This window comes from Chryseobacterium sp. 14P4.3.2, assembly GCF_057799275.1.
In genome coordinates this window covers 1-1,126 of sequence record NZ_JBYOKO010000059.1, presented here as the reverse complement: position 1 = coordinate 1,126, position 1,126 = coordinate 1, and the positions used below count along the sequence as shown (strand labels likewise).

Annotated in this window: 2 protein-coding genes; both read left to right on the top strand. The window is 37.1% G+C overall.

Translation table 11 applies throughout. The annotated features are described in order from the left end of the window. Nucleotides 1–58 precede the first annotated feature (58 nt). On the top strand, nucleotides 59–325 hold the full coding sequence (locus AC27VX_RS23755; protein WP_236855179.1) for a transposase: 267 nt from the start codon (nucleotides 59–61) through the stop codon (nucleotides 323–325). Nucleotides 326–345: 20 nt separating this feature from the next. Beyond that, the coding region (locus AC27VX_RS23750) for an IS3 family transposase (protein WP_488698450.1) at nucleotides 346–1,126 on the top strand (781 nt) is incomplete at its 3' end.

Genomic DNA, 1,126 nt, shown 5'->3' with positions numbered 1-1,126 from the left:
TGTAATCTTCCCTAAAAACTATAGCACTTAAAAATATAGTTTTTAAATTTGGAATACTATGAAAAACAGTAAATTTTCAGAAGTTCAGATCATCAAGATTTTATCTGAACAAAATCAGGGTAAAACAGTCAATGAGATTTGCAGGGATTACGGTATCAGCCAACCGACCTTTTACAACTGGAAGAGTAAATATGGTGGATTGGATGTGCAGCAACTCTCTAAAATGAAGGAACTTGAAAAGGAACTTTCGCAGTACAAAAAAATCGTAGCTGAACTTACGTTGGAAAATGTTGTGATGAAAGATGTGATTGCAAAAAAGTTTTAACACCTTCCGAGAAACGGGAACTGGTTGTTTATTCCGGATCAGAACACGGAATAAGCACTCGGAATGCGTGTAGACTTTTCATTATAGGCAGTTCGGTATTTTACTATAAAAAGAAGCAGAACAATGAAGACGACAAGATTCGGGATGAGCTGTTTTTCCTTGCTGAGCAACACCAAACATGGGGGTTTTGGACGATGTACCACCGTTTAAGAAACTTGGGATTTTGGTGGAATCATAAACGGGTTTACAGGATTTATAAATCGATGAAACTGAATTTAAGAAGCAAGCGAAAAAAACGTCTTCCGGCACGGGTAAAAGAACCTTTGCTTCGACCGATTTATCCGAATGTAACGTGGAGTATGGACTTTATGCATGACACTTTAGAGAATGGTAAAAGCGTCAGAAGCTTGAATATCATTGATGATTTTAACAGAGAAATTTTGAATATTACGATTGACACCAGTTTACCTTCTGCGCGGGTAGTTTCTCAACTAGAACAACTGATCGACTGGCGCGGAAAACCGGAAAAAATAAGAGTTGATAATGGTCCGGAGTTTATTGCAGAAAAATTAAAAGATTGGTGCGGTAAAAATGAAATTACCCTTCATTATATTCAACCTGGAAAACCGACACAAAACTCTTTGGTAGAAAGATTCAACAGAACTTTCCGTACAGAATTCTTAGATGTCTATCTCTTTGAGAACATAAAACAGATGAGAAATTATGCGCAAATCTGGATGTGGATGTATAATAATGAGCGCCCACACAAGGCTCTCCAATATCTTACACCAAGGGATTTTT

What these genes read in the sequence shown, in the direction of transcription:
- AC27VX_RS23755 (WP_236855179.1), top strand. Translation starts at nt 59, where the DNA reads ATGAAAAACAGTAAATTTTCAGAAGTTCAGATCATCAAGATTTTATCT.